15 protein-coding genes are annotated in these 19,418 nt (G+C 73.4%); 3 read left to right on the top strand and 12 right to left on the bottom strand.

Annotated features, from left to right (window positions below; translation table 11 throughout):
* The first annotated feature begins 25 nt into the window (after positions 1 to 25).
* Both AB0D99_RS27500 and AB0D99_RS27495 read left to right on the top strand, forming a co-directional pair.
* On the top strand, positions 26 to 1,246 hold the full coding sequence (locus AB0D99_RS27500) for a DegT/DnrJ/EryC1/StrS family aminotransferase (protein ID WP_362367777.1): 1,221 nt from the start codon (positions 26 to 28) through the stop codon (positions 1,244 to 1,246).
* Positions 1,239 to 3,296, top strand: a complete 2,058-nt coding sequence (locus tag AB0D99_RS27495; protein WP_362367774.1) for a lipopolysaccharide biosynthesis protein — start codon at positions 1,239 to 1,241, stop codon at positions 3,294 to 3,296. Before AB0D99_RS27500 ends, AB0D99_RS27495 begins: the two co-directional genes overlap by 8 nt.
* A 56-nt stretch (positions 3,297 to 3,352) precedes the next feature.
* Here AB0D99_RS27495 and AB0D99_RS27490 read toward each other — a convergent pair whose 3' ends face one another.
* The 7 genes from AB0D99_RS27490 to AB0D99_RS27460 form a co-directional block, all read right to left on the bottom strand.
* Entirely contained in the window at positions 3,353 to 4,777 is a 1,425-nt protein-coding gene (locus AB0D99_RS27490) for a hypothetical protein (RefSeq protein WP_362367771.1), read from the bottom strand.
* 90 nt (positions 4,778 to 4,867) lie between these two features.
* Entirely contained in the window at positions 4,868 to 5,929 is a 1,062-nt protein-coding gene (locus AB0D99_RS27485) for a glycosyl hydrolase (RefSeq protein WP_362367768.1), read from the bottom strand.
* The gene (locus AB0D99_RS27480; RefSeq protein WP_362367765.1) at positions 5,926 to 6,342 is read right to left on the bottom strand and encodes a hypothetical protein; all 417 of its coding nucleotides are present in this window, start codon (positions 6,340 to 6,342) and stop codon (positions 5,926 to 5,928) included. Before AB0D99_RS27480 ends, AB0D99_RS27485 begins: the two co-directional genes overlap by 4 nt.
* A 30-nt stretch (positions 6,343 to 6,372) precedes the next feature.
* A complete protein-coding gene (locus tag AB0D99_RS27475) occupies positions 6,373 to 8,256 on the bottom strand; it encodes a hypothetical protein (protein WP_362367762.1) in 1,884 nt (627 codons plus the stop codon).
* A 126-nt stretch (positions 8,257 to 8,382) separates the two neighbouring features.
* On the bottom strand, positions 8,383 to 9,189 hold the full coding sequence (locus tag AB0D99_RS27470; RefSeq protein WP_362367759.1) for a polysaccharide deacetylase family protein: 807 nt from the start codon (positions 9,187 to 9,189) through the stop codon (positions 8,383 to 8,385).
* A complete protein-coding gene (locus AB0D99_RS27465; RefSeq protein WP_362367756.1) occupies positions 9,186 to 10,577 on the bottom strand; it encodes a glycosyltransferase in 1,392 nt (463 codons plus the stop codon). The genes AB0D99_RS27470 and AB0D99_RS27465 overlap by 4 nt, the downstream gene beginning before the upstream one ends.
* Before the next feature lie 75 nt (positions 10,578 to 10,652).
* Positions 10,653 to 11,756 carry a GNAT family N-acetyltransferase gene (locus tag AB0D99_RS27460; RefSeq protein ID WP_362367753.1) on the bottom strand — a complete coding sequence of 368 codons (1,104 nt, stop codon included), beginning with the start codon at positions 11,754 to 11,756 and terminating at the stop codon, positions 10,653 to 10,655.
* Between the two features lie 260 nt (positions 11,757 to 12,016).
* Between AB0D99_RS27460 and AB0D99_RS27455 the strand changes: the two genes are divergently transcribed.
* Positions 12,017 to 12,661, top strand: a complete 645-nt coding sequence (locus AB0D99_RS27455) for a phosphotransferase (protein ID WP_362367750.1) — start codon at positions 12,017 to 12,019, stop codon at positions 12,659 to 12,661.
* Here the strand turns inward: AB0D99_RS27455 and AB0D99_RS27450 are convergent.
* The 5 genes from AB0D99_RS27450 to hutU form a co-directional block, all read right to left on the bottom strand.
* Positions 12,642 to 13,670 carry a S66 peptidase family protein gene (locus AB0D99_RS27450; protein ID WP_362367747.1) on the bottom strand — a complete coding sequence of 343 codons (1,029 nt, stop codon included), beginning with the start codon at positions 13,668 to 13,670 and terminating at the stop codon, positions 12,642 to 12,644. The two genes, AB0D99_RS27455 and AB0D99_RS27450, sit on opposite strands and share 20 nt — an antisense overlap.
* Positions 13,671 to 13,855: 185 nt before the next feature.
* Positions 13,856 to 15,103 (bottom strand): imidazolonepropionase, encoded by a 1,248-nt coding sequence (gene hutI / locus AB0D99_RS27445; RefSeq protein ID WP_362367744.1) that lies wholly within the window; start codon positions 15,101 to 15,103, stop codon positions 13,856 to 13,858.
* A 26-nt stretch (positions 15,104 to 15,129) separates the two neighbouring features.
* Positions 15,130 to 16,497, bottom strand: a complete 1,368-nt coding sequence (locus tag AB0D99_RS27440; RefSeq protein ID WP_362367740.1) for a formimidoylglutamate deiminase — start codon at positions 16,495 to 16,497, stop codon at positions 15,130 to 15,132.
* Positions 16,488 to 17,678 (bottom strand): allantoate amidohydrolase, encoded by a 1,191-nt coding sequence (locus tag AB0D99_RS27435; protein ID WP_362367825.1) that lies wholly within the window; start codon positions 17,676 to 17,678, stop codon positions 16,488 to 16,490. Before AB0D99_RS27435 ends, AB0D99_RS27440 begins: the two co-directional genes overlap by 10 nt.
* Positions 17,679 to 17,695: 17 nt before the next feature.
* On the bottom strand, positions 17,696 to 19,360 hold the full coding sequence (gene hutU, locus AB0D99_RS27430; RefSeq protein WP_362367737.1) for a urocanate hydratase: 1,665 nt from the start codon (positions 19,358 to 19,360) through the stop codon (positions 17,696 to 17,698).
* Positions 19,361 to 19,418 lie beyond the last annotated feature (58 nt).

Genomic DNA, 19,418 nt, shown 5'->3' with positions numbered 1-19,418 from the left:
AGCCCGGGGTTCAGGGGGGAATCGCATGGTTTCTGCGTACGCGGAACTGGAAGAGCGGATGCGAGACCGGCTCGGAGGCAGAGAGTGTCTCCACGTGCCGTCGTGCCGCTTCGGTCTCTATCTGGCGCTGCGCCACTGGTGCCGGCCCGGCGGACGCGTGCTGATGTCCCCGGTCAACGACGACGTCATCTTCTTCGTGGTCCTCGCCGCCGGACTGCGCCCCGTCCAGGCGCCGCTCGACCCGCGCGACGGCTCGATCGACACCGGCGCCGTACCCGATTCCGTCTGGCGCGGAGTCTCCGCCGTCCTGACCACCAATCTGTACGGGAACCCCGACCCGGCGCCCGAACTGCGCGCCCGGTGCGACGCCTTGGGAATCCCGCTCCTGGAGGACGCCGCCCACGCCATCGGCTCCGAGGCCGGCGGCCGGCCGGTCGGCACCTGGGGCGACGCGTCCGTGTTCAGCCTCTCCAAGCACACCGGAGCCAAGACCGGCGGCTTCCTCGCCTTCGCGGACCCCGCCCTGCGCGCGGAACTGACCGCTGCCCGCGACGAGTTACTGCACCCGCCCCGCGCCACCTCCGAACTCGCCTATCTCGTCCGGCCGTACGCCGAGGCCACCGTGCGGGGCCTGCGCCTGGTCAAGGCCGCGCACGCCACGCTCCGGCTCCTCGGGCGTCAGGAGCGCGAGGAGATCCGGATGCCGCTGCGGGCCGAGGAGTTGGAGCAGGCCCTCGCCGCCGCGCCGGGGCTCGCCCCCTTCCATCCCTGGGTCCGCGTCGACATGCACGACTACCGCCTCGGTGCGGGACCCGGCCGACTGCGCCGCACCCGACGGCTCCTGGCCCGCCTCGACTCCACCCTCGCCGCCCACCGGGCCGGTACCGAGCGGCTGCTCGCCGGCGAGTGGGGCGCGGCCGGCGCCGGCCCGGTCCAGCCGCTCTTCCGGGTCCCGCTGCTCGTGGCCGACCGGGACGCGGCCATCGCCGCGCTCGCCCGCCGCCGGATCGTCACCGGCTATCTGTACGACCCCCCGCTCGACACCTACGCGGGCGAGCCGTTCACCGACCCCTCCCCCGCCCCGGCACCGGCCGCCTGGTTCGCCCGCCACGCCCTGCCGGTGGACCCGTGCCGGGCGGACGAGGTGATCGAGGTGCTGCGCGCGGCGGGCGTCCGGCCGGTGCGCCCACCGACCGGCCCCGCCGCACCGGACGACGCGCGGTCGTGGCGCGGCGACCGTGGCTGAGGCGGTCCGGCTGCACACACCGGACGAGGGGGAACGGGACCAGGGGCCGTCCGCGGACGATCCGCCCGGGACCCGCTCCGGTGGGGACTCCATGTTCCGCAACGCGTACGCCCTCATGCTGTCCACGGGCGTCTCGGCGGCGCTCGGGCTCGGCTTCTGGCTGGTCGCCGCCCGCCACTACACCGAGGAGGCCGTCGGCCAGGGCTCCGCCGCCATCGCCGCACAGCGGCTGCTCGCCTCCATCACCGCGACCACGATGATCGGCGCCGTCGTCCGCTACGTGCCCCGGGCAGGGCCGGCCACCGGCCTCCTGGTCCGCAGGATCTACCTCGTCAGCTCGGTCGTCGTCGCCCTCGCCTGCGGGGCCTTCCTGCTCACCATCGACTGGTGGGGACCCTCGTACGCGCCCCTCGGCACGCTCTCCGCCGGGCTCTTCTTCACCGCCTCCTGCGTCGGCTGGGCGCTCCTCACCCTCCAGGACGGCGTCCTCACCGGGCTCAGGCGCGCCTTCTGGGTGCCCGTCGGCAACGCCGGCTTCTCCGTCGGGAAACTGCTGCTGCTCGTCGCCTTCGCCACCACCATGCCGGTCCTCGGCGTCTTCGTCTCCTGGTCGGCGGCGATCGCCCTCTCGGTCGTCCCGCTGGGCTGGCTCGTGTTCCGCCGGCTCATCCCCCGGCAGACCCGCGCCGACCGCGACCGCGAGCCGCCCGCCATGCGCGAGATCGGCCGCTTCATGGCCGGGGACTCCGTCGGCGCGCTCTTCAGCCTCGCCATGATCAACCTGCTGCCGGTGATGGTCGCCGTCCGCTTCGACGCCGCTCACAACGCGTTCTTCTACACCGCGTACACCGTCGGCGGCACGATGGAGTTCATGGCCATCAACATGGCCTCCTCGCTCACCGCGCACGCCTCGCACAGCCCCGAGTCGCTCGCCGAGGGCGTCCGTGGGGCGCTGCGCCGCATGGCGCTGCTGCTCGTCCCCGTCGTCCTCGTGCTCGTCGTCCTCGCCCCGCAGATCCTCTCCCCGTTCGGCGCGGACTACGCCGACCACGGGACGACGGTGCTGCGGCTGCTCGCCGCGGCCGCGCTCCCCCGCGTCGCCGTCGAGCTGTACATCGGCGTGCTGCGCGTCCAGGGGCGTACGGGCGCGCTCGCCGTCCTCCAGGGCGCGATGTGCCTCCTCGTCCTGGGAAGCGCCGCCCTGCTCCTCGGCCCGATCGGGATCTCCGGCGCCGGACTCGCCATGCTCGGCTCGATGACACTGATGGCCGCGGCCTGCGCGCCCGGCCTGCGGTCCGCGCTGAAGGGCGGCCGCGAGGAGGTCGAGTACGGCACGACCTGGGCCAGGCGCGCCGCCGAACAGGGCGGCGACGGGGCGCGCTGGACGCGCGGGGGCGCCTGTGCCGACACGGTGACACCGGCCTTCGGGCTGCCGGTGTACCGACCGCGTCCGGAGCGCGAGCCGGAGCGCGCCGCGGACCCCGGTGCCTCGGGAGAGGACGGCCCGGCGACCTGGCTGTGGCTGCTCCTCGGCCTCGCCGCCGGTCTCTTCTGGATCCCGCTCGCCCGCGCGGGCGGCCCGGGTCCGGACCAACTGTCCGGAACGCAGCTGGTCACGGCCCTGCCGCCGGTCACGCTGGCGGCGGGCGTCCTGCTGATCGTCCTGCACGTGGCGGCGGTGTCGCTGCGCCGGATGCGTCCGACGCTCGCCGCGGCGATCCTGCTCGCCACCTTCCTCGCCCTGCACACGGCACCACCGCTGCTCGGCATCCGCCCCGACCCGGCCGCGGGACCCGGTGCGCTCCTGGTCCCGGACGACGCGCTGACGGCGCTGCCCGTCGTGGCCCAGGGGCTCGGCCTGCTGCTCGTGGCGGCGCTGCTGCGGCTCGTCGGAGCCGGTGGACGGATCACCGCGTGCGCGGTCTGGGTGGTGCTCTGGGCGGGCTGGGCGGGCCGGGACGCCTTCGCGGCGGCCCCGCTGCCCGTCCTCATGGCGCTCTGCGGGGCCGCCATGGCCGCCTTCGCGGTGCGCGGGCTCGGACGCCGCTGATCGCGCGGCGGGAACTCCGCCCCGGAGCCGTCCGGGCTCCGGGGCGACCGCGACGGCTAGCCGGCCGCGGGGAACACGAAGAAGCCGCTGTCCGTGGAGAAGTAGCCGTAGCCGGACTGCTTCGCCGACAGCGGGACGTTGTCCGCGGGCAGGTCCTTCACGAGCACCTTCTTCGTGCGGGCGTCGACCGCCAGCACGGTGTCGTCGCTCTCCTCCGTCGTGCCGTACAGCACGCCGCTGTCCGGGGAGAAGCGCAGCGGCGTCATCGCCTTCTCGCCCTCCTTCTGCGCCCAGACCTCGGTGCCGTCGGCGAGCTGCCACACGGCGGAGCCGCGCTCGGTGGCCGCCGCGGCGAGGCTGCGGTCGGGGGAGAAGACCGACGAGCCCTCGGTGTTGATCGTGTCGCCGGGGAAGTCCTCGTAGGCGTACCTCGTGGAGCCGCCTATCTGCTTGCCGCTCGCCAGGTCGTACGTCGCCGTGACCCAGGTGTCGGTCAGGAAGGCACCGGCACCCCAGGCGGTGAGGATCCGGCCGTCACGGACGTCGAGGACACGGATGCTGCCGCTCGTCCGCACACCCTCGTCGTTCAGCTCCACGCCCTTGGGCGGGGTGACGTCCGCGCTGCTCCAGACCTTCGCGCCGGTGGCGAGGTCGGACATCACGAGCTCCTCCGGATCCGTCTCGTAGGTGGATCCGTTGTTCACGTGGAAGGTGTACTTCCCGGTGATCAGCGGGGCGTGGCCCGAGCCGCCGTCGATGTCCTTGTTGCGGGGGTCGAACGAGCAGGCGGCCTGGAGTCCGCCGCAGGTGACCTTGCGGGGCTGCCCGCCGCCGATCGGGGTGAGCTGCAGGGAAGCCTGGTCGGCCTGCTCGATCAGGTGGCCCTCGTGGACGTGGAAGGGGCTCTCGCCCTTGTGCTCGGCCTTGCCCAGCTCGGCGCCGTCGCTTCCGTAGACGGTGACCGAGACGGTGGTGCCCTCCGCGCTGAGCCCGTCGGACTCCGTCGTGCTGCTGGTGCGGACCTCGAACGCCGGCACGCCCTCGCGCCAGGTCGTGGCGGCCACGTGCTCGGCCGTCACCTTGAGGCTCTTCCGTACGGCTCCGGTCTTCACCTCGCGGAACTCCAGGACGACGGGCTCCGGTTGATCGCTGGAGTGCAGGAGGCCCGTCGTGCTGTCGAGCGGATCACCCTCGTAGCCCCCGCCCCAGGCGTACGCGCCGTCGGCCTTCTTGACGAAGAGGAAGACCTCGCCGAGGTCGATGGCGTCGGCGCGCGGCACGCTCCACGCCTGCTTGTCGGCCAGACCGGGTATCGCGGGGCCGCTGTAGACCGGTCCCTCGGCCTTCGGGGCGCCCTTGGGCGCCGCCGAGGCGCCCTTCTCGGGGGCCGTGCCGGTTCCCGGGCCGTCGGAGGAGCCGCAGCCCGTGACGAGGCCGGCCGACAGGACGAGGCCGACGGCCATCACTGTGTATTTGTTCATGTCCCCGTTGCTTTCCGCCTGTTACGCATGCATGGCGGCGATCCCGGCGGACCTGATCCGCATGATCGCCAGGCAGAAGCATAGGCTCCGCTACCGGCGCGGGACGCGCTGGCGGAAGTAGGGATCCAGGCCCGCCGTCCGGTATCCCTCCAGCGCGGGGCCGGAGTCGACGGTCAGATCGCAGTGCGGACCCGGCACGGCCCGGTTCCAGTGGACGTACGCCCGGACCTTCGGCAGCGTCGGGGCCACCTCGGGGATCTTCTCGTACCACTCGCGCTGCCGCTCGGGCCGGCGCGGATCGGGTGCGGTCGCGAACTCCGACAGCATGACGGGCTTGTTCGCGGAGACGTTCTCGCGCAGCCACTCGTAGCTCGGCCGCTGGCTGGCCTCGAAGTCCAGCCAGTTCGGCGACTTGTGGCACTGGTAGTAGTTGTACTGGTCCATCCCGATCCAGTCGACGTACGCGTCGCCGGGATAGAGCGCCTTCATCTGGTCCTTGTTGCCGAGATAGCCGGAGACGGTCCACACCCACACCACGTTGCGCACCCCCAGCTCCTCGAAGCGGTCGCGCAGATGGCGGTAGGCGGCGACGTACTCGGCCGGCGTGCCGGCGCCCTCCTTGATGCGGAAGTCGGTCTCCTGGTCGAAGGAGAAGAAGACCCGCTTTCCGTACGCCTTGATGCGCCGCGCCTGCGGATCGATGATCGACCTGTCGTACCTCCCGGAGGCGATGTTCTTCCAACCGAGCTGCCTCTCGCTCCAGTTGGCGTGGTGCTTCTCCTTCCAGACGGTGGACTCCCAGGCCAGCATCAGCAGCCTTTCGCGGCCCAGCTCCCGCTCGTCGGGGGTGAGGAGCTCGCCGTCGACCGGGTTCCCCGACATGTCGTGGTACGTGTAGACGAGGTCGAGCTTGCGCCCGATCTTCTTCTCGAAGGCGTAGACGGGCCGGGTGAGCGAGCTGTCGTCGTCGTACGGGATGTAGGCGCCCCACCAGGCTCCGCAGGGCAGGACGAGGTCGGCGTCGGGGGCGCAGGGGTCGTCGCCGTCGGCCTGGGTGGCCCAGACGCCCGTCCCGGCGGCGAGCGCGGCGACGGCGGCCAGGGCGATCGCGGTGTGGGCCCGTCGCCGCGGCTCGGCCCGGCGGCGGTTCACCGCCGGTCACCGGGCTTTCGTTTGGCCCGGGCGCGGCTGCTCCCGCGCTCGGCGGCGCCGCGCGTGGCGGCGGGCAGCGGCACGCCCGGCAGCGCGGCGACGACGGTCACGAAGGCGGCGAGGGCGACCAGGAACGCGGTGGTGGAGAACGCCTCCACCAGGAAGAGCGAGGTCGCGGCGAGCGTGGCGAGCGAGAGGCTGACGGGCGCGGCGAGCGCCAGCGCCTCCAGCCTGGCCCCCGGCCGCAGTCCGCCGCGCTGCGGGTGGAGCAGCGCGAGGCCGGGCGCGAGGGCGACGAAGGCGAGGACGGGGATCCAGCGCAGCGGGGAGCCGCCCGGCAGCGCGGTCGCACCGAGCGCGAGCCAGCCGGAGGCCGCCAGGGCCGCTCTGAGCCGGAGGTGAGGGTGGACCATGGCGTACTCCTGGTGCTCGGGTGCGGTCGGTCAGGACGCGGTGGACGGCGGCCGGTACTCCAGGACCAGCCCGTGCTCGCTCTCCTCCACGACGCGGAAGAGCGGGGAGCGCTTGAGGTCCTCGCGCAGGGTCCGGAAGCTGCCGGGCGGCAGATAGCCCTCGCCGATCACGGCCTTCTCCTGGGTCGGGGTGAGGACGACGAACGCGGGGCGGCCCTCGGGGATGCCCCGGGCGAGATAGCCCGCCGGGTCCTTCAGCATCGTGAGGTTCTCCGGCACTTCCTGCTCGGTGAAGAACCAGCGCTCGTAGTGGTCGTAGCGGTAGTAGGCGCCGGGGAACGAACCGGTGGTGGCGAGGATCAGGGCACCGTCCGGTGCCCGGTCGTAGGCGCGTCGGGTGAGGGCGAGTTCGGCCGGCGGGGCGTAGTGCATCCCCTCCTTGCCGTAGTAGGACGGGAGGAAGCCGGCCAGCAGGGCGGTGACGGCGAGGGGCAGCGCGACGGCGGCGGTACGGCGCGCGAGCACGGCCTTCCGGCCGACGGCGCCCGCCGCGGGGACGAGCGCGGCCGCGGCGAAGAACGCGGTGCCGGGGAGCCCGAAGAGGTAGACGCGGAAGAGCATCTCGCCGCCGTAGTCGTTGACGGCGAACATGGGTACCGGAGCGGCGGCGGCGAGCAGCAGCGGCAGGGCGCTGCGGACGAGTCGGCGGCGCAGCAGGACGGCCGTGCCGGCGAGGGCGGCGAGCGCGAGCACCATGACGATGTTGGCGGTGCCGACCAGCTCGGGTCCGGGTCCGGTGGGCTCTCCCGCGTATCCGGCACGGGAGTTGGAGAGCAGGTCGCCGGCCGAGTCCTTGAGGGTGCTCATGGTCTCCAGGAAGAGCACCCGGCCCATGGTGAGGTCCCAGGCCAGCATGATGAGGCCGGTGACGACGAGCAGCCCGATGTTGCGGTAGCGGCGGGTGAGGCAGAGCGCGAACAGGGTGGCGCAGAGCATCACCGGGGTGAGTTGGTGCGAGGCGTTGACGGTCCCGATGAGCGGGGCGACGATCAGGACGCAGATCGCCCGCTGTCGGAGCGTCGTGGGCGGCGGGACGGCGGCAGCGGCCGGATCGAGCGTGGCGCGGTCGCGCAGCCGTCCGGCCGAGCCGGGCCGGACGAAGTGCCGGACGACGACGGCGAAGACGGTCAGATAGAGCAGGTACGAGAAGCCCTGCGGGGAGAGGTAGTCCTGGCCCACCCAGTTGGCCAGCTGGAAGATCCACACCCCGGTCCACACCAGCCGCCAGTCGTCGGTGAAGGTGCGGTAGATCAGCAGCAGCACGGGGAGGGTCAGCAGGCCGAGGGCGATCGGCGCCCAGTTGATGAACGAGGCCGCCGTCTCCACGCCGAAGGCCCGTACGAGCGCCGCGTCGAGCGAGAAGAAGCCGGGCCACTGGTCGTACGCCGACATGCCGCCGGACAGCTCCCGCCGCGGATACACCGTGCCCTCGGCGAGCAGCCGGCTGATCACGGCGTCGTGCTTGGACGCCCAGGCGTAGCGCACGGAGTCGTAGAGGACCGCCGGGGGCGCCTTGAGGGCCACGAGCATGGCGGCGCTGTAGGCCGCCGGCCACCACGGCGCGGTCCCGGCCCGCCGGAGCGTGACCAGGAAGCCGCAGGTCAGAACGGCCAGCGAGGCGTAGTACGCGAGCGGGAACCGGTCGAGGAGCCCGTAGTCACCGATGTCGCGGAAGCCGATCCGGGGCAGTGCGTACAGCCAGAGCGCGGCGGCCACGGCCAGCGGCAGGGCGCTGAAGACGGTCTGCGGGCCCGGGAGGGAGCGGAGGCGGGCGGGCTCGGCGTCCGGCCGGCGGGCGTCGGGAGGCGACGGCACGCCGCTTCCGGCGGCCGGCGCGGTCACATGTTGCTGCACGGTGGCACTCCCCCCACGAACCTCACGAACCGTCCCCGATGGTGAGGCCCGGGACCGGGTCTCACCCTTCCTTCCACCCAACACCCGTATCGCATAAGCGAGTTGGCGGCCAGATGGCCGTCCTGGTCAGCCTGCGAACCCCGGCCCGTTGAGCAGCGCGCGGGCCCTGCGGTACATCCGCCAGCCGACCGTCGGCAGCGAGTCCGGATACGGCGCCGCCCTGGCTCCGCGCCCCTCCATCCAGTTCTCGACGTCGGCGACGGTGTGGCCGCGGCGCAGGATCAGCCGGGCGATCCGGTACGGCTCGTCGGTCTCGGAGCTGAGGGCGTGCCGGACGGCGGCCGCCGAGACGTATCCCGCGGCGGCGGCGGCCCGGCGCACGGCCGGGCTGTTGTAGCCGTGCGGGTAGGCCAGGTGACGCACCTCGTGCCCGAGCACGTCCTCCAGCACGGCCTTCGACTCGCGCAGCTCGCGCCGGAGCTCCCCCGGCCCCAGGGTGTCGAGCTGCGGGTGCGTGACCGTGTGACCGCCAATCTCCATCCCGTACTGCTCCAGGCGCGGCGCCTGCCTGAGCGTCATCATCGGCGCGGGCGGCAGCAGACAGGCCCGGCCCGGGGTGATCGCCCCGGTGGTCAGATACGCGGTGGCGGGCAGTTCACGGGCGGCGAGCGCCTCGGCGGTCGGGCCGGGCAGATCCGCGAAGCCGTCGTCGAAGGTGAGGACGACGGGCCGGGGCGGCAGTGCGGCGCGGCGGGTGAAGTGGTCGGCGAGGGCGCCGACGGTGACGGGGGTGCGTCCGCTGCCGACGATCGCGTCGAGCTGTGCGCCGAACTCCTTCGGCGTGACGGTGAACTCGGCGATCCAGGCGGGCGGGTCGTCCATGACCGCGTGGTAGAGGAGGACGGGAATCCGGGTGTGGGCGGGCGCGCTCATCTCGCGCCTCGCGTCCGGAGACGGGCCTTGGCGTAGCCGATCGGTCCGTAGATCATTCCGCGTCGCTCCAGTCGGGAGAGGCTGCGAGGCCAGGGGTGGGTGGGGGTGCCGTGGTCGCCGGGGACGGCCTGGTCGGCAAGGCCGGCCGGGTGGGCGTGGCCGGGCGAGTGGGCGTGGTCGGGCGAGTGGGCGTGGTCGGCCGGGACGGCCTGGACGCCGGGCGCGGCGCCCTCGGCGGGGCCGCCGCGGCCTCCGGCGCCGCCCGGGTCCTGGGCGGCCACCCGGTGGGCGGTCATCCTCCTGGCGTGCACCAGCCCGCGGGGCAGCCGGGCGAGGAGCGCGGGCAGCAGCGACGGACGGCGCACGAGGACGGCGGTGAGGTAGGCCGTGAGGCCGGCGCCGTAGCCGTACGCCTGGTTCCGCAGGTCCTGCCAGGTCTCGCGGTGGTGGTGCCACACCAGGGCCTCGGCGGTGTAGCGGAGCCGGAACCCGGCCGCGAGCACGGCCACGAAGGCGTACAGATCGTCCCCTCCCCGGGCGGGCGTACCGGTGCCGGTTGCCGGGTCGAAGCCGCCGACGGCCTCCAGCGCCCGGACCCGGAAGGCCATGTTGGCGCCGGAGCCGAAGCTGCCCGCGGTGAACGGGAAGAGCGGCTCGTCGGCGGGCGGCCGCAGCGGGTCGTACACCCGGGGCGCGAAGCCCTTGGCGAAGCCGCCGTGCGATTCGAGGAGGATCTGGGCCGGGGTGCGCAGCCGGGCGGGCAGGATGAGGCCGGTGACACAGCCGAGCCGCGGGTCGGCCGCGAAGGGCGCGGTAAGGGCGGTGAGCCAGTGCGGATCGGCGACGACGTCGTCGTCCGTGAAGGCGACGACCTCCCCGCGGGCGTGGGCCACGCCGGTGTTGTGGGCGACGGCGAGTCCGGGGGTGTCCTCGCGGACGTAGCGGACGCGGTCGGCGTACTTCCGGGTGACGAGCTCCTCGGTCTCCCGCGTGGTGGGCGCGTTGTCCACGACGAGGAGCTCGTGGTCGGGATGGTCCTGGCCGAGGAGCGAGTCGAGGGCCCGGGCGAGCCGGTCGGCGCGCTCGCGGGTGGCGACGACGACCGTGGTGCGCGGCGGCGCGACCCCGGGCGCCTCACCCTCCTTCGCCCCGTCTCCGTGGTGCACGAGCCGGGGTCGGGCGAGCGCGGCCAGCACCTCGGCCGCGTCGGCTCCCTCGGGGACGTGTCCGAGCACGGTGGCGGCGGGCCGGCCGCGGAGCCGCACGAGCGCGTAGACGCCCCCGGCGACGACGGGCGGGCCGCCGGGGACGGGCCGGAACGAGAGGACGGGCCCGTCGGGCGAGCCGAGATCGAGATCGGCGACGGAGAGCGCCTGCGTGCGGTTCATTCGGGTTCCCCCGCGGAGGTGGGCGGACGGCTCGACGGATCGGCGTGGGCCTGCTCGGGGACCGGGGGCCGCGGGCTATCCACCGGCCCGCAGACGGGCGAGCCGGTTGAGTGTGCGACGGCCCCGCGCGGCGAGCGCCGGCCGGTTCCGTACGAAGCTGTGGGCGCGGCGGAACGGCTCGCGGGAGAGCCAGGAGAGCCCGGCGCGCACCCCCGTGCGGGCCACCGACCCTTCGCACACGGTCAGTTCGCCGGTCTTCAGGGCGTCCTTGTACTCGGCGGCGCCCCGGCCGAGGTCGAGCATCCCGATTCCGGCCGCCGCGGCGGCCTCCGCCATCCGCAGGTGGAGGATCAGCCCGGGCGAGTACTTGGCGAACTCGGGGTCGTAGGAGGGGAACCAGCAGGAGAGCACGGTGCGGGAGCGCAGCCCGAAGTGGGCGGCGACGGCCCGGTCACCGGCGTACAGCACCGACAGGACACCGGAGCAGTCGGGCGTGCGCAGCTCGTGCAGCCCGCGGACCAGCGCGCTGATCCACTCCTTGGCGAAGCGGTCGCGGCGGCCGGTCCTGCGGTACTGCGCGGACTTCCACTCCATGAGGGTGCGCAGGGCGGCCGGGTCGCGCTCGTCGAAGACGAACCGCGTGGCGCCCGCCTGCCGTCCCAGCCTGCGCTCCTTGGCGAGCGTGGTCCTGAGGAACTTCGGCGACCGGGCGCGCAGCACGGCCTCGTAGGCGGCGTAGCCCTCACCGACGTCGATGACGGGGGAGGCGAACGCCTCGGAGGCGGCCCCCTCGAACATCCGCTGCCCGGCTTCGAGGTTGTCGAACTCCCAGGCGGAGAGGCCGCAGACGCGCAGCAGCGCGCGGGCCGACGGCCTCAGTCCGGGCCGTAGGACGGCTCCCTGGCAATCGGAGACCCCGAGCCCGATGGCCCGGCCGCGCCCGAGCGGGCCCTTCTCGTACGGGAAGAAGCCGACGGGCTCACCGTCCTCGCACCAGACGGCCACCCGTGCCCGGGGCCGTACGGCGGCGACGGACCGGGTGAACTCCGGTCCCATGAAGGGATTGTCGGGTGCCCCGGACTTCCCCCTGAGCTCACGCCACGCGTCGGTCTCGCGCGTGGTCAGCTCCCCCGGTTTCACGATCTTCAGGCCGGTGACGGCGTGTGTACGGGATCGCATGCGGCGGACCCGCATGCGGACAGCACTTTTACGGACAGCGCTCAACTCTCCGACCCCCCGGTCTTCCCCCCTGAGTCCTGCCGGTACAGGACGGTACCGGTCGAAAACCCTCCGGGACAGGGCTACTCGTCCTTTCTGTGACCGATCCGTGAAGGAGTGTGCAGGAGGGTAATTCCTGGTGATCAAGAGACCAATGGGGCATGTCAGAAGGGGAGTTCGGCGGATCCGGGCCCGGCGCCGCACCCTCTAGAGTGCGGGGCATGCTGATAGGTACGGGAAGGTCGGCGGACGTCTTCGCGCTGGACGACGCATGGGTGGTGCGCCGCTACCGTGACGGCGAGGACGCGACGCACGAGGCGGCGGCGATGGAGCATCTGGCCGGCCACGGCTTTCCGGTGCCGCGGGTCCGTTCCGCAGCGGGGCCCGAGCTCGTCATGCGGCGCCTGACCGGCCCCTCCCTGCTGGACGCGCTGCTCGCGGGCACGGTCACGCCCGAGGAGGCGGGGACGATCCTGGCCGGTCTGCTGCACCGGCTCCACGGCGTTCCGTCCGCGTCCTCCGCCCCGCTCCTCCACCTCGACCTGCACCCGGGCAACGTGATGCTGACCCCCGAGGGGCCGTACGTGATCGACTGGTCCACGGCGGAGGAGGGCGATCCGGCGCTGGACTGGGCGATGTCGGCCCTCATCCTGGCGGAGGTCGCGGTGGCGCCGGTCCCGTACGCCGACGGGGCGCGCGCGGGCCTGGCGACCCTGCTGTCGCTCGCGGACACGGGCCCCCTGCCGCTGGAGAGGGCCCGGCACCGGCGGGCGCTGGACCCGCACCTGGACGCGTCCGAACTCGCCCGTCTGGACGAGGCGACGGCGCTGGTGGCGTCGTTGGAGGTCAGTCCAGCGTCTGGATGATCTCGCTGCGCGTGCCGGTGTGCACGACGCGGCCGCGCGCCCCGTTGACGAGGGGCAGGTACGGCGGGACGTGGCCGCACTCGACGTCGGCGATGATCGGCACGTTCAGGGAGCCGAGGGCGTCCATGACTGCTTCGTGCTGGGTGAGGGAGGCGGCGTCGGGCGCGGAGGTCCGGCCGACGAGAACGGCGTTCGCCCGCTCGAAGAAGCCGGCGAGCCGCATCCCGTGCAGGTACCGGCAGATGCTGAGGGCGCCGTCGCCGCACGACTCGACGTACACGATGAGCCCTTCCGGCGCGTGCTCCCGGGCGAAGGCCGGGACGTCGAGGTACGGCGTACCGGCGGCGTTGCACACCGTCTCGATGCAGCCCCCGATCAGACGGCCCTCCACGTCCACGTCGCCGTCACCGTCCAGGCGCGTCCACGTGCCGGGCGTGTCGAGGCTGAACTCGCTGATGTCGGGCCGGAGTTCCCAGTCGTCCCAGCCGGAGGAGCGATGCCGGCCGGGCGGCACCTGCGTGAAGGGACGCCCCTGCGGAGCGGCGGCGATGTCGAGCCACGTGAGCAGCCCCTCGGGCGCCCGGTAGGGGGTGTCCATCAGGTTGTTGCCGTGCAGGGTCGCCACCCCGGTGAGCAGGGTGAGCGGTGTCATGAGGGTCGACATGTCCGAGTAGCCGACGAGCCAGGTCGGCTCCGCATCGCGCAGCCGCCCCCAGTCGAGCAGCGGCAGCAGGTCGATCGCGGTCTCCCCGCCCCACGGCGGCACGACGGCCCTGATGCCGGGATCGGTCAGCATCTCCGTCAACTCGGCCGCCCGCGCGGCGGCGGAGGCGCTCACGTGTCCCGTACCGTCCATGCAGGCCCCGACGACGACCTCGTACCCGCGCGCCTCGACGTGCCGGATCGCCGCGTCGAGACGCTTGCCCAGCTCCTTCGAGACCCCGCTGGAAGGGGAGGTGACGCCGATGCGGTCACCGGGACGGAGGGGGCGCGGATATCGAACAGTCATACGCCGGATTCTGACACGGCCCGCCCCGACGGCTCGACGGGATTCCGCCGGGGCTCTACGGCCGTCCCCGACGGGCCCACGGCCGCCTCGTGCGGGCCGTCGGGCGCGGGCCGTCGGGCGCGGGCCGTCGGGCGCGGGCCGTCGGGCGCGGGCCGTCGGGCGCGGCCGGGCGGGTACGAGGGTGATCAGACCACGCGGACTCCGCGGCGCCAGACCTGGGTCACCAGGGGGACGCCGGGGCGGTAGGCCAGGTGGACGTGGGACGGGGCGTCCAGGAAGGTCAGGTCGGCGAAGGCGCCCGGGGTGAGGCGGCCGACGTCCGTGCGGCGGAGGGCCGCCGCACCGCCCGCCGTGGCCGACCAGACGGCTTCGTCCGGGGTCATCCTCATGTCCCGTACCGCGAGGGCGATGCAGAACGGCACCGACGAGGTGAAGGAGGAGCCCGGGTTGCAGTCCGTCGACAGGGCCACCGTCGCGCCCGCGTCCAGGAGGCGGCGGGCGTTCGGCCACTCGGCCCGGGTGGAGAACTCCGCGCCCGGGAGGAGGGTGGCGACCGTCGACGAATGGGCCAGCGCGTCCACGTCGTCGTCGGTCAGGTGCGTGCAGTGGTCGGCGCTCGCCGCGTCCAGCTCCACGGCGAGCTGGACGCCCGGGCCGTAGGAGAGCTGGTTCGCGTGCACCCGCGGGTGCAGGCCCTTCGCCATGCCCGCGGTGAGGATCGCCCGCGCCTGGTCCCCGTCGAACGCCCCCTTCTCGCAGAAGACGTCCACCCAACGGGCGTACGGCGCACAGGCGTCGAGCATCTCGCCGGTCACCAGGGCCACGTACGCGGCCGGGTCGTCGGCGTAGTCCGGGGAGACGATGTGGGCGCCCAGGTAGGTGACCTCGTCCGTGTGCGCGGCCGCGATGCGCAGCGCGCGGGCCTCGTCCTCGACCGTGAGGCCGTAGCCCGACTTGGTCTCGAAGGTGGTCGTTCCCTGGGTGAGGGCCTCCCGCAGGTAGCGGGCGACGTTCGCCGACAGGGCCTCGTCGGAGGCGGCGCGGGTCGCCGCCACCGTCGTGCGGATGCCGCCCGCCGCGTACGCCTGGCCGGACATCCGCGCGTTGAACTCCGCCGTGCGGTCGCCGGCGAAGACGAGGTGCGAGTGGGAGTCCACGAAGCCGGGGATCACCGCCCGTCCCCCGGCGTCGACCCGGTTGTCAGTGGCCGGTGCTTTGCTGGATTCACCGACCCAGACGACGCGGTCGCCGTCCATGACGACGGCCGCGTCCTGGATCAGACCCAGGGGACTTCCATCACCGAGGGAGGGATCGTTCGTGACCAGGCTGGCGATGTTGACGATGGCGGTGGCCGCCGTGGCCACGGCGCTGTTCGCGCTCGTGGGGGCGGAGCTCGCCGCCGTGCTGTTCGTCTCCGCGGGGCCCGTGTTCATGGTGAGGGGTGTCTCCTTCAGGCGCTTCAGCCGCGCAGTGCGGCGATCGATTCCGCGAGGGCGCGGGGCACGTCCGGCACGGACTGGTGGACCCCGTCCCGTACGACATGGCGGCCGCCCACGACGGTGTGCCGCACATCCGCGGCCGACGCTGCGAATACCGCCGTCTCGGCTGCCAGACGCGGCACCGGTCCCGCTGTCCTGACCGAGTCCAGGGCGATCGTCGTGAAGTCGGCGAGCGCCCCGGTCTCCAGGGTGCCCGCGTCGCCCCAGCCGAGCGAGGCGTGACCGTCCGCGGTCGCGGCCCGCAGCAGGGCCGCCGCCGTCCAGTGACCGCGGGTGCGGGAGCGGAGGCGCTCGTTCAGCTCCATCGCCCGGGCCTCCTCCAGGAGGTCGATCACGGCGTGGCTGTCGCTGCCCAGCGAGAGCGGAGAGCCCGCGCGCTGGAGGGCGACGGCCGGGCCGATGCCGTCGGCGAGGTCGCGTTCGGTCGTCGGGCACATGCAGGTGCCGGTGGTGGAGGAGCCGATGAGCGCGATGTCCGCGTCGGTGAGGTGGGTGTTGTGGACACCGGTCGTCAGCGGGCCGAGCACCCCGTGGTCCGCGAGGAGTTGGGTGGGGGTGCGGCCGTGGGCGGCGAGGCAGGCGTCGTTCTCGGCCGTCTGCTCCGAGAGGTGGACGTGCAGCGGGGCGCCCCGTTCGCGCGCCCAGTCCGCCACGGTCGACAGCTGGTCCGCCGGGACCGCGCGGACGGAGTGGATCGCCGCCCCGATCCGTACGCCGTCCCCGCCCTCGCGCTCCTTGAGCAGCGAGACGCGCTCCGCCCAGGCGTCGGCCGTGCCGTCGGAGAAGCGGAGCTGGTGCCGGTCGGGGGCGGCGCCGAAGCCGGAGGAGAGGTAGGCGGTGTCGAGGAGCGTGATCCGGATGCCCGCGTCGGCGGCCGCCTGGATCAGGGCCTCGCCCATCGCGTTGGGGTCGGCGTAGGGGGTGCCGCCCGGCGCGTGGTGGAGATAGTGGAACTCGCCCACGGCCGTGATGCCGGCGAGCGCCATCTCCGCGTACACGGCGCGGGCGAGGGCGTGGTAGCTCTCCGGGGTGAGCCGGGACGCCACCTGGTACATCACCTCGCGCCACGTCCAGAAGGTGCCGGAGCCGACCTGGACGGTCCCGCGCAGGGCGCGGTGGAAGGCGTGCGAGTGGGCGTTGGCGAGGCCCGGGATCGTCAGGCCGCGCAGGACGACGGCGCCCGGCGGCGGGGTCTCCACCCCGGTGCGTACGGCGGTGACGCGACCGTCGCTCCCCGCGGCGGCTCCGCCGGTCGACACCGTGAGCGCCACGCCCGGCTCGACGTTCGTGTCGAGCCAGGCGTACTCCAGCCAGTACGTCACCTGCACGCGAGACCCTCCAGTACGTCGGCCAGTGCGAGGACCCCGGCGACGCAGTCGTCCTCGGCCGCGAATTCGGCCGGGGAGTGCGAGACGCCCGTGGGGTTCCGTACGAACAGCATGGCGGTCGGGATCGACTCGGACAAAATGCCCGCGTCGTGTCCGGCACCCGTACCGAGGACCGGGGTCTTCTCCCCCAGCACGGAGGCGATCTCGTCCCGCAGCGCGTGGGCGAACTCCACGACCGGCGTGAAGGACTCCCGTACGACCGTGAGGTCGATGCCGTGCCGGTCCGCGTAGTCGCGGGCGGCGGTCTCGACGCCCGCGACGACCGTGTCCAGGGAGCCCTGGTCGGCGGCGCGCGCGTCCAGCCAGCCGCGGACGAGGGAGGGGATGGCGTTGACGCCGTTCGGCTCGACCGCGATCTTGCCGAAGGTGGCGACGGCGCCCGCGAGTTCGGCCTCGCGGCGGGCGGCGAGGACGGTCTCCGCGTAGGTGAGCATCGGGTCGCGGCGGTCGACGAGGCGGGTGGTGCCCGCGTGGTTGGCCTCGCCGGCGAAGTCGTACCGCCAGCGGCCGTGCGGCCAGATCGCGGAGGCGATGCCGACGGAGTCGCCGCTCAGGTCGAGCGCCCGGCCCTGTTCGACGTGGAGCTCGACGAAGGCGCCGATGCGGGCGAGCCGCTCCTGGTCCGGGCCGATGGTCTCGGGGTCGTACCCCGCCGCCTCCATCGCCTGGGGGAGGGTGGTGCCGTCGGCGTCGCGGAGCTCGTACGCCTGCTCCTTCGTCAGCCGGCCGGCGGTGAGGCGGGAGCCCACGCAGGCGAGCCCGAAGCGGGCGCCCTCCTCGTCACCGAAGTTGGTGATCGCGAGGGGTCGCTCGAACACGACGCCGCGGGAGCGCAGTTCGTCGAGCGCGGCGAAGGCGGAGACGACGCCGAGGGGGCCGTCGAAGGCGCCGCCGTCCGGCACGGAGTCCAGGTGCGAGCCGGTGACGACCGCGTCCCCGGCCGCCGGGTCGCCCAGCCAGGCCCACTGGTTGCCGTTGCGGTCGACCTCGTAGTTCAGCCGGCGGGCCTCGGCCTGCATCTGGAACCAGAGCCGGCAGTCGGCGTCGGCCGCGGTCCAGGCGTAGCGGCGGTAGCCGCCGGTGGCGGCGCTGCGGCCGATGGGCCGCAGCGACCGCCACATGGCGTGGAAGCTCTCGCTCACGCGTCGTCGCCCTCGCGCATCGGGACGCGGACGCCCTTCTCGTCCGCGACGCGCTCCGCGATGTCGTAGCCCGCGTCGACGTGGCGGATGACGCCCATGCCGGGGTCGTTCGTCAGGACGCGGCGGATCTTCTCGCCCGCGAGCTTCGTGCCGTCCGCCACGGAGACCTGGCCCGCGTGGATGGAGCGGCCCATGCCGACGCCGCCGCCGTGGTGGAGGGAGACCCAGGACGCGCCGGAGGCGACGTTGACCATGGCGTTCAGGAGCGGCCAGTCCGCGATCGCGTCGGAGCCGTCGAGCATGGCCTCGGTCTCGCGGTACGGGGAGGCCACCGAGCCGCAGTCGAGGTGGTCACGGCCGATCGCGAGGGGCGCGGCGAGGGTGCCGTCGGCGACCATGTCGTTGAACATGGCGCCCGCCTTGTCCCGCTCGCCCTGGCCGAGCCAGCAGATGCGGGCGGGCAGGCCCTGGAAGTGGACGCGCTCGCCGGCCATCTTGATCCAACGGTGGAGGGACTCGTTCTCCGGGAAGAGCTCCAGGATCGCCTTGTCCGTCTTGTGGATGTCCGACGCCTCGCCGGAGAGGGCGGCCCAGCGGAAGGGGCCCTTGCCCTCGCAGAACAGCGGGCGGATGTACGCCGGCACGAAGCCGGGGAAGGCGAACGCGCGGTCGTAGCCGGCCAGCTGGGCCTCGCCGCGGATGGAGTTGCCGTAGTCGAAGACCTCGGCACCGGCGTCCATGAAGCCGACCATCGCCTCGACGTGCTTCGCCATCGACTCGCGGGCGCGCGTGGTGAAGCCGGCCGGGTCCTTGGCGGCCGCGTCGGCCATGTCCTCGAAGGCCACGCCGACCGGAAGGTAGGAGAGCGGGTCGTGGGCCGAGGTCTGGTCGGTGACGATGTCGATCGGGGCGCCCTCGGCGAGCATCTGCGGCAGCAGCTCCGCCGCGTTGCCGAGCAGGCCGATGGAGAGCGGGCGGCGGGCGTCCCGGGCCTCGGTCGCGAGCTGCAGGGCGTGGGCCAGATTGTCGGCCTTCACGTCGAGGTAGCGGTGCTCGATGCGGCGCTCGATGGCGCGCGGGTCGACGTCGACGCAGATCGCCACGCCGTCGTTCATCGTCACGGCGAGCGGCTGGGCGCCGCCCATGCCGCCGAGACCCGCGGTCAGGGTGATCGTGCCGGCCAGGGTCCCGCCGAACTTCTTCGCCGCGACGGCGGCGAAGGTCTCGTAGGTGCCCTGGAGGATGCCCTGGGTGCCGATGTAGATCCAGGAGCCGGCCGTCATCTGGCCGTACATGGTGAGGCCCAGCTGCTCCAGGCGCCGGAACTCCTCCCAGTTCGCCCAGTCGCCGACCAGGTTGGAGTTGGCGATGAGGACGCGCGGGGCCCACTCGTGGGTCTGCATGACGCCGACCGGGCGGCCGGACTGGACGAGCATCGTCTCGTCCTGCTTGAGGGTGCGCAGCGTGCGCACCATCGCGTCGAAGGACCGCCAGTCGCGGGCGGCCTTCCCGGTCCCGCCGTAGACGACGAGCTTGTCGGGGTGCTCGGCGACCTCGGGGTCCAGGTTGTTCTGCAGCATCCGGAGGGCGGCCTCCTGCTGCCATCCCAGGGCGCTCAGTTCCGTACCGCGCGGGGCCCGTACGGGGCGGGGTCCTGACATGGGGCGGCCTCCTCCGATGTGAATCAGTTATTCACATCTTGGACCTCTGAATACTTGT

This window comes from Streptomyces sp. NPDC047971 (genome assembly GCF_040653355.1).
Lineage (GTDB): Bacteria > Actinomycetota > Actinomycetes > Streptomycetales > Streptomycetaceae > Streptomyces.
Note: the sequence above shows the minus strand (reverse complement) of the source record. Positions and strands in the feature narration are given on the sequence as shown.

Coding starts and splice junctions, on each gene's coding strand:
- AB0D99_RS27500 (WP_362367777.1), top strand. CDS start 26: ATGGTTTCTGCGTACGCGGAACTGGAAGAGCGGATGCGAGACCGGCTC.
- AB0D99_RS27490 (WP_362367771.1), bottom strand. CDS start 4,777: ATGAACAAATACACAGTGATGGCCGTCGGCCTCGTCCTGTCGGCCGGC.
- AB0D99_RS27480 (WP_362367765.1), bottom strand. CDS start 6,342: ATGGTCCACCCTCACCTCCGGCTCAGAGCGGCCCTGGCGGCCTCCGGC.
- AB0D99_RS27470 (WP_362367759.1), bottom strand. CDS start 9,189: ATGAGCGCGCCCGCCCACACCCGGATTCCCGTCCTCCTCTACCACGCG.
- AB0D99_RS27465 (WP_362367756.1), bottom strand. CDS start 10,577: ATGAACCGCACGCAGGCGCTCTCCGTCGCCGATCTCGATCTCGGCTCG.
- AB0D99_RS27460 (WP_362367753.1), bottom strand. CDS start 11,756: ATGCGATCCCGTACACACGCCGTCACCGGCCTGAAGATCGTGAAACCG.
- AB0D99_RS27455 (WP_362367750.1), top strand. CDS start 12,017: ATGCTGATAGGTACGGGAAGGTCGGCGGACGTCTTCGCGCTGGACGAC.
- AB0D99_RS27450 (WP_362367747.1), bottom strand. CDS start 13,670: ATGACTGTTCGATATCCGCGCCCCCTCCGTCCCGGTGACCGCATCGGC.
- hutI (WP_362367744.1), bottom strand. CDS start 15,103: ATGAACACGGGCCCCGCGGAGACGAACAGCACGGCGGCGAGCTCCGCC.
- AB0D99_RS27435 (WP_362367825.1), bottom strand. CDS start 17,678: ATGTGGCGGTCGCTGCGGCCCATCGGCCGCAGCGCCGCCACCGGCGGC.
- hutU (WP_362367737.1), bottom strand. CDS start 19,360: ATGTCAGGACCCCGCCCCGTACGGGCCCCGCGCGGTACGGAACTGAGC.